This is a genomic window from Enterobacter sp. K16B (assembly GCF_020216105.1).
Classification (GTDB): domain Bacteria; phylum Pseudomonadota; class Gammaproteobacteria; order Enterobacterales; family Enterobacteriaceae; genus Enterobacter; species Enterobacter sichuanensis.
The window spans coordinates 1-6,465 of record NZ_JAIWJZ010000133.1 but is presented as its reverse complement, the minus strand read 5'-3'; the positions used below and the strand labels follow the sequence as shown (position 1 = coordinate 6,465).

Genomic DNA, 6,465 nt, shown 5'->3' with positions numbered 1-6,465 from the left:
TTGCGATAATCGTACTCCAAGCGGCGGGACCAGCGGCGCGGCGACGGGCGCTGGGCATTGCCGGTAAAGTTGTCCCATCGATAAAGATTACATCGTTAAAGATGGCGACGTAATGAACTTCTTGTTTAACGTTTGATTTGTTTTGAATGGTATAAATTACTGTTCTTACGCCTTCTTACGCAGATAGAACTCAAGATATTTTTTAGGTCTATCCTGAAAAGCACGCTCTTTGCCGTAGTTATAAGCATCGTTAAAATATTTATACGCTTCATCGAATTGATTCAACTCGTAACAGACCATACCCAAGTCGATTAACGGTGCAGTGTCTATATCCGATCCACGTGTCCGTAAAGCCGTCTCTCCCCATTTCTTTGCCTCAACGTAATCCGCAAGATCAAAATATGCGCTGTACATGCATGCAGAGATCCAGTTGGCAAATTCTGATTCGGACTTTGGTTCAGGAAGAGCTTGCCAGGCCTTTTGGTATTGTTCTAAAGCCTCGGCGTATTTTTGGATGTCGTGTAACTCGTTTCCTTTTTCAATAGTATTTGTTATAGATATTTTCATACTCAAGCGCCTGTCCTTTTAATTAAAAATCCTTTTCTAAGCAACAATCGAATTCAATAAAATGCATTACTAAATTATCATTTTATATTATAAAATTATTACATTGCAATCGATCATCTTATAGCAAATCTTTTTAAGTATCAATGACTCTATAACATCCCAATCACCTCCACCGAGGCCAGCGCCTATTCTTGGCATTTGTACTGAAAAGCGATTTACTAAAGCAAAGTCAGATAACTTTTCAAGACAAACTTCCAGGGATGCATAACATACGTATTGATTTTTGTCATTGACATTTTTCTTAATACCATCTTGTGCATACATATTAGCAATAAATATCTGTTCTTTAGCATCAACCAAGACAAAATCAACCGTACCTAATTCTGGGATGTTATTTCCATTGAAGCTATTGAGATAGTATTCCTTTGCAGAAGGATATTTATTTGAAAGAGACAGAACAAAGCCTTTACCCCATTTCCCTTTATTATTCACAATGTGAGCAATAACTATGGATTTTTTCAAAGGTTCCACAGCATTTCCAGACAAGAACTTTATTTGTTTTTTTTCTTGCAATAAACTCGTTGATGTTTTCCAGAAAGTTTCAAATTCCTCATTCGAAATTTCTTCAGCATCACTTAAGTCCAGATCGCTTTTTTTACCATCATACAGCAGAAAACCAACTTTATCGTTTTTATCTAGCAAAGAGGAAGATGCATAACAATCGCCATCTATAATATTTATTTGTCGTGTGGCCACTTCCCCTATGAATTCATTGAGAATAATTCCTTCACCTGCAATAAAATCAACGTTACCTTTATAATATTTTTTCACATCAACCACAACTCCTCGCACTTTTAACCATTCTTTCGGAGACATCAAGATCTTTTGTGTTTAAAATAAAGAATGTTTTTTTCGGGGTTCAATTACATCCAGGCCAGTAACATCTTTGTCAACAAAATGGCTTATACCTTTTTATTTTCTCGCCTAGGATGGCAACTGTCCAATTTATATTGGAAATACTATGATATAGTCATATAAGTAACTTCAATTGAATCATATATTTTACCAATTCTCCACTTACAATTCATGAGGGTCTAAGCAATAGTGGCAGAGAATTGTTCCTGTTAGGTTATGAGGGTCATAAGCAGCATCAACATGTCCCCACTCCCTTGATACAGGAAGAACAATAGTAGATTTAGTTTTGAACCATTCCCTTAAACATCGGCTGACTTTCCCTTCGGGTCTATTCTGTTTTCCCATCAATAATTTTTCTGGGGCGAAGCGCCAACTACGAATTATTGAGTTAGGATCATTGGGAACCAAGAAGTCAATTATTAGATATATATCTCCGAACTCATGGTCACCTTTAAGGATAGTTCTGTATGAGACTGTTTTATTGTCTTTTTTTTCAGGCCACCCCTCCCACCTTACATTTGTATTATTAAACAACTCTGTCTTAGTAACTCTTGGTCCTAATAGAACCCTTTTATTAAATTTAAGAACACCAGTTTCTGCGTCAAAATTCATTTTTACATCCCAATATCAAATGGAAGACCAATAGGTTCCAGAACTTTTTTATAATTCGAAAGGAAGAATTGGGTACCGCCACCGCTTCCTAACATTTCAGTATCTGGTGACAAAGCTTGTCCCGTACCAGCAATAGCATCTCGTTTGACTCTATACATCTGAATCTTACTTCTAAACCCATATTTTTCATGAGGTAGAACTTGTAAAGTTTCCCATAATTTTTGTCGACTACCATTAGCAGCTTCTAAAGTGGCTTTGTCGAAATAAAATCCTGACTGCCCAGGTGCTCCACCATAAACAATATCGCCTTCTTTAAGCATTGTGTTTGACCAAGAATAACGGCCTTGATAAATCCCTCTTCCTTGCCACTGCCTACCAAATGCCGCCTGGTTATGGTCATTTTATCGAGTCGGTGCACACTTCGCTTTCAATCCTAATGGATCAACCCAATTCAACGGATTAGTGGCGTAAACGTAAGTATTTATACCGCCATTAAAACCTATCGGGTCATCGGAACGATTCGGACGCCATCATACTTTTTAACACGTTAAATAATAAAAAGCCGGGAAGATTTGATGCTCTTCCCGGCCAATTATTATTGAATATTATTCATAAACTCTTGCAGCCATTAAAATATCTGCAATTAATGTCCAGTTAACATTTTCTGGAACAGGTAATCTTTGATTTAAATAATATCCATCCATATCTCCAACCCAAGATGCCATCGATTCAAAATATGAGGGTAAGTCTTTGCTCTCCCACTCACTTAGATTATTTCTGGCATTTGAAGATAAATTCTCAAGAAATTTAATAAAATCGTCTCTAGTATTTATTCCTTTAGTATTCATAACAATATTACTCCAGTACTTTTTATTCCATCACCCAATTTGAGAATAATCGACTTACCATCTGTTTTTGTTGTCATTTTCCACATCAGATCAGCAACTTCACTAGGTGAGGCCCATTTAAATGGAACTCGTTTCCTTTTTCTACAAGAGATGTAACTTTTTCATCAAATTTATCGAAACCGTTTTTCATATGCTTATTCATTATCAATCGAAAAGAGACCTCCTTGCCTATATAAAAGTGGTTTTAAGCGGAAAATGTTGTCAGAAGTAAGGAGGGTTCTAAAAGTGTTAGTTTTTATTATTAACCTAGCCAAAAAAGAATTGCTTAAAACCTTCTGCCTCAACATCCTTAAGCTTGCTTTTTAGCATTAAATCGATATCTTCCAGAAAGTCCTCTCTGAAATTAAAATCATCATCTGTAGCATCACCATCATATTTACTTTGTTCAATCTCAATGGCAGAACAAAAAGCATCCAAAAAGTCGGCTAACGAATTGGAAATAATGAAATTTCTTTTTTGAATACTACCATAAACAGGAGATGTGATATTTTGGGTATCACAAAAAAGAACATCTCCATTTCGTTCAGCAAAGATTATATATTCATCGCGCCAGGTCGTGTCATTTTGAACTCGCCAGCCTGATAACATTTTATTAAGCTCTTGGGGCTCAACAATCTGTATAATGAATGCACCATCAAATGTTGGGTGGTCATTTAAAATCAAATGGCTATAAAAAAATCGAATTTCACCATTTAAATTTACAGGAAAAGAAGTTTCATTTTCATCGTCTGCATAGTCTATCTCTCCCATATTTAAATCATTCATTTTGAATTTGTTGACAAAGTCTTGGATAGTATTTTTTATATGCATTATTCCTCTTTAAGAGTTAACATTATTGGCTACTCTGAAAATTACTATATCCATAGTTGAAAAATGTACTCATAATCCAAAGAAGTTCTTCGCGCCATTAAAAAAGAAAAACAAAGAATCAATAATGGCACGACACCCTTCAATATTAAGGTAGTTTATTGCCCTTTATTTTACGATTTGAGTCTATTTCGTAGAAATAATCTTCACAGAAGACGTCTAAAGCATTTTCTAGTGGAACAAGTTTCAACCCCCGGAATCCTTTACTGTCTATAACTTTCTTGACCTCTTGTTTAACAATGATAAAACCACCTAACAATGTGTCGTTCAACGAAAGTATATCATTTTCTAGCGCATCATCCTTGAATTCAATTTTAAAAGGTATGGTATCTCCGAACTTATCCTCTTCGAGAATAGATTTATCCTTATCTATAACATCGCCGCCTGGAAAATATACATATTTAAAATCATCCCGAAGAACTTGACCATTCCCAATCGAAACTGGTGTTATATCTCGGCCAAAAAAAACATTGTGCTTATAATTTTCAAAAATTGAAAATAAAGACTTATCCATCAAGTGTCCAAAGTCTTTTTTATAATAGTCAAATTTTAAAGCCCCAACATTTTTATTGCACAACAAATAAATATGGTCTGGGCATGCATCGTCTGTTATTCGATAAGGGAAGGAAAAGGCAGAGCCTTCTATTTCCCAGTTTTCATTAACCTGTAATCTTTCATCAACCATGCCCTGTAAATTTCTTGGCATGAGTGATGATTCAAAGTCATTCATGATCACATAATAGGACATTAATTCATTCCCCTGATTTTTTTGTGGGAACATGACCCATCCAAATTTTATTCTTCATATCAATCTGGATCCGCCTTATAGCTATCCTCGCCCCTTTAGCATCTAATCTTCCAGAAATATATCGTTACTCAACACGAGCAATGCGCCGACGGAGAATGTCACTATAGTTATGATGATTACTGCTATGGAAGATATCCATACCTTTCCCTGCATCTTGTTTCATCGCTGATGCGCTACCTGGAAAATTAATACCATTAAACGCAGAGTTCATGTCTTTTCCGATGCCAATATCATTGAAGAATGATTGCTCCTCTTTCCACACCTCAACGGGTATAACATGGTGAGCAGAATTCGCTCCGGCGTGCCGTTCGGCTGGAAGTGGAACCAGAAAATCTCCGGGGCATCAACGCCGTCAATACCCGCCAGCGGGTCGTAGCTGTCCTGATCGCTGTAAACGTAGGTCAGCGGCACATCCCCGTGCACTTCCTGCAGCAGCCGGAACCCTTCCCAGACAAACCGGGTGGTAACCGGCTTACCGGTTGGCTGTCCGCCCAGCATCTGGCGGCGCGTTTTGCTGATGCGGCGACCGAGCGGATCGTAGCGGAAGCTGACCTGCGTCTGCGGTTTGTTGCGATCCCGCGGCTGGCTGATGACTTCCGTCAGGCGGTGTTCGCCGTCGTAGCGGTAGTGCCAGCGGGTCTGGCCGTTATCCTTCTCCACGGTGCGGCCGTGGATGTCATAACGCCAGCGAATGCCGTTCAGCTGCGTCAGGCGATTGTGCGTGACCTTCTCAGCGGAACCTTCAAGCGGGTTATCAGCATAATATGACAACCTTATTTAATAGTTAATTCCACGTTAAATAAATACCGCAATTAAATGATTTAATATCATAGCAAATAGTTATATCACCCCATTCCAAGTGCCACATTATACTATGTTTTTCTTTTTCATCTGGTTTGCCAAGATCATATTCACCCGACACCCATTGATATAAAAATTCGACTTCTTTATTTAGCATATCAATGTTAGAAACCTTATTCCAATCATTTATTGCCTTATAATACCCTCCCTCTTTATAAATTAATTGCACCGTAAATGGCAAATTATTGAAGCATAATGGTTGTATTATAATCTCGAATTCCTTTCCCGACCAAAGAACGGTATTAACTGTATAATGATGGGGAATTAATTTCTGCATTTTATTTTCTGATTCAAGATATTTGTAAAGATCAGAAGTTATAAATTCATCCTCCCTTTGTATTAAAAGACATTTATTGTCTAACTCAACCTTACCATTTACCACGTTAATTTTAAAATTAATCATATGCTAATGACCTTCCCCGGTATCAATAGATTTCTAACTTCCTCAGGGATAAAGAATTGCATCCCACCCCCTCGACCATATATCTCATTAGCCAATCCTCTTCCATATGCTACATCAATATCCTCACTTACATAATAAGCTCTAACTTGCGTTCTTAATGTACGATGAGGATCTATTTTAACCTGAAGTGCTTCATGGTAGCCTATAGCATCTCCTTTATTTTGCCTAACGGTTGGATAAGTCACTGCATATGATGGAGGAGTATCACCGTTTGGATATAATGCATACAGAATCGTGCCTTTTTTCAGTTTCCTGTTTTTGTAGACATCTATACTTTGTAATCACCTTGACCTTGCCATCTCGTAGCTTCTTTAGATGGATCCCTACATTTACGGCTCAACCCCCACGGATCCACCCACCCCAGTGCATTCGGCGCATACTGGTAAAGGTTTATCCCCCCCGCCAGCCCTATCGGATCCTGCTGCGTAAACCGTCCGCAGTCCGGGTCGTAATACCGGAACAGA

The 6,465-nt window shown here is 38.0% G+C and carries 10 protein-coding genes and 2 pseudogenes; all 12 read right to left on the bottom strand.

Annotated elements, in window-relative coordinates; genetic code table 11:
* Positions 1-165 precede the first annotated feature (165 nt).
* Positions 166-567 (bottom strand): hypothetical protein, encoded by a 402-nt coding sequence (locus LDK53_RS20580; protein ID WP_225287940.1) that lies wholly within the window; start codon positions 565-567, stop codon positions 166-168.
* A gap of 87 nt (positions 568-654) precedes the next feature.
* On the bottom strand, positions 655-1,443 hold the full coding sequence (locus tag LDK53_RS20575; RefSeq protein WP_225287939.1) for an Appr-1-p processing protein: 789 nt from the start codon (positions 1,441-1,443) through the stop codon (positions 655-657).
* 201 nt (positions 1,444-1,644) lie between these two features.
* Entirely contained in the window at positions 1,645-2,094 is a 450-nt protein-coding gene (locus tag LDK53_RS20570; RefSeq protein ID WP_225287938.1) for a hypothetical protein, read from the bottom strand.
* 2 nt (positions 2,095-2,096) lie between these two features.
* Complete coding sequence (locus LDK53_RS20565) at positions 2,097-2,414, bottom strand: hypothetical protein (RefSeq protein ID WP_225287937.1); 318 nt, start codon at positions 2,412-2,414, stop codon at positions 2,097-2,099.
* 81 nt (positions 2,415-2,495) lie between these two features.
* Positions 2,496-2,597 carry a hypothetical protein gene (locus tag LDK53_RS20560; RefSeq protein ID WP_080690917.1) on the bottom strand — a complete coding sequence of 34 codons (102 nt, stop codon included), beginning with the start codon at positions 2,595-2,597 and terminating at the stop codon, positions 2,496-2,498.
* Between the two features lie 102 nt (positions 2,598-2,699).
* Entirely contained in the window at positions 2,700-2,942 is a 243-nt protein-coding gene (locus LDK53_RS20555; RefSeq protein WP_225287936.1) for a hypothetical protein, read from the bottom strand.
* Between the two features lie 306 nt (positions 2,943-3,248).
* Entirely contained in the window at positions 3,249-3,812 is a 564-nt protein-coding gene (locus tag LDK53_RS20550) for a hypothetical protein (RefSeq protein ID WP_225287935.1), read from the bottom strand.
* 145 nt (positions 3,813-3,957) lie between these two features.
* Positions 3,958-4,650, bottom strand: a complete 693-nt coding sequence (locus LDK53_RS20545) for an Imm43 family immunity protein (protein ID WP_225287934.1) — start codon at positions 4,648-4,650, stop codon at positions 3,958-3,960.
* A 91-nt stretch (positions 4,651-4,741) separates the two neighbouring features.
* The gene (locus LDK53_RS20540) at positions 4,742-4,939 is read right to left on the bottom strand and encodes a hypothetical protein (protein WP_071788853.1); all 198 of its coding nucleotides are present in this window, start codon (positions 4,937-4,939) and stop codon (positions 4,742-4,744) included.
* Positions 4,940-4,965: 26 nt separating this feature from the next.
* Positions 4,966-5,436, bottom strand: a pseudogene (locus LDK53_RS20535) (type IV secretion protein Rhs); the annotation flags it as partial.
* Between the two features lie 25 nt (positions 5,437-5,461).
* Entirely contained in the window at positions 5,462-5,941 is a 480-nt protein-coding gene (locus tag LDK53_RS20530; RefSeq protein ID WP_225287933.1) for a hypothetical protein, read from the bottom strand.
* Positions 5,938-6,465, bottom strand: a pseudogene (locus tag LDK53_RS23080) (RHS repeat-associated core domain-containing protein); the annotation flags it as partial. The pseudogene LDK53_RS23080 and the gene LDK53_RS20530, both read right to left, overlap by 4 nt.

Excerpts from the sequence above, each read along its gene's own strand:
- LDK53_RS20580 (WP_225287940.1), bottom strand. The coding sequence starts at position 567 with ATGAAAATATCTATAACAAATACTATTGAAAAAGGAAACGAGTTACAC.
- LDK53_RS20575 (WP_225287939.1), bottom strand. The coding sequence starts at position 1,443 with ATGTCTCCGAAAGAATGGTTAAAAGTGCGAGGAGTTGTGGTTGATGTG.
- LDK53_RS20570 (WP_225287938.1), bottom strand. The coding sequence starts at position 2,094 with ATGAATTTTGACGCAGAAACTGGTGTTCTTAAATTTAATAAAAGGGTT.
- LDK53_RS20565 (WP_225287937.1), bottom strand. The coding sequence starts at position 2,414 with ATGCTTAAAGAAGGCGATATTGTTTATGGTGGAGCACCTGGGCAGTCA.
- LDK53_RS20555 (WP_225287936.1), bottom strand. The coding sequence starts at position 2,942 with ATGAATACTAAAGGAATAAATACTAGAGACGATTTTATTAAATTTCTT.
- LDK53_RS20550 (WP_225287935.1), bottom strand. The coding sequence starts at position 3,812 with ATGCATATAAAAAATACTATCCAAGACTTTGTCAACAAATTCAAAATG.
- LDK53_RS20545 (WP_225287934.1), bottom strand. The coding sequence starts at position 4,650 with ATGTTCCCACAAAAAAATCAGGGGAATGAATTAATGTCCTATTATGTG.
- LDK53_RS20530 (WP_225287933.1), bottom strand. The coding sequence starts at position 5,941 with ATGATTAATTTTAAAATTAACGTGGTAAATGGTAAGGTTGAGTTAGAC.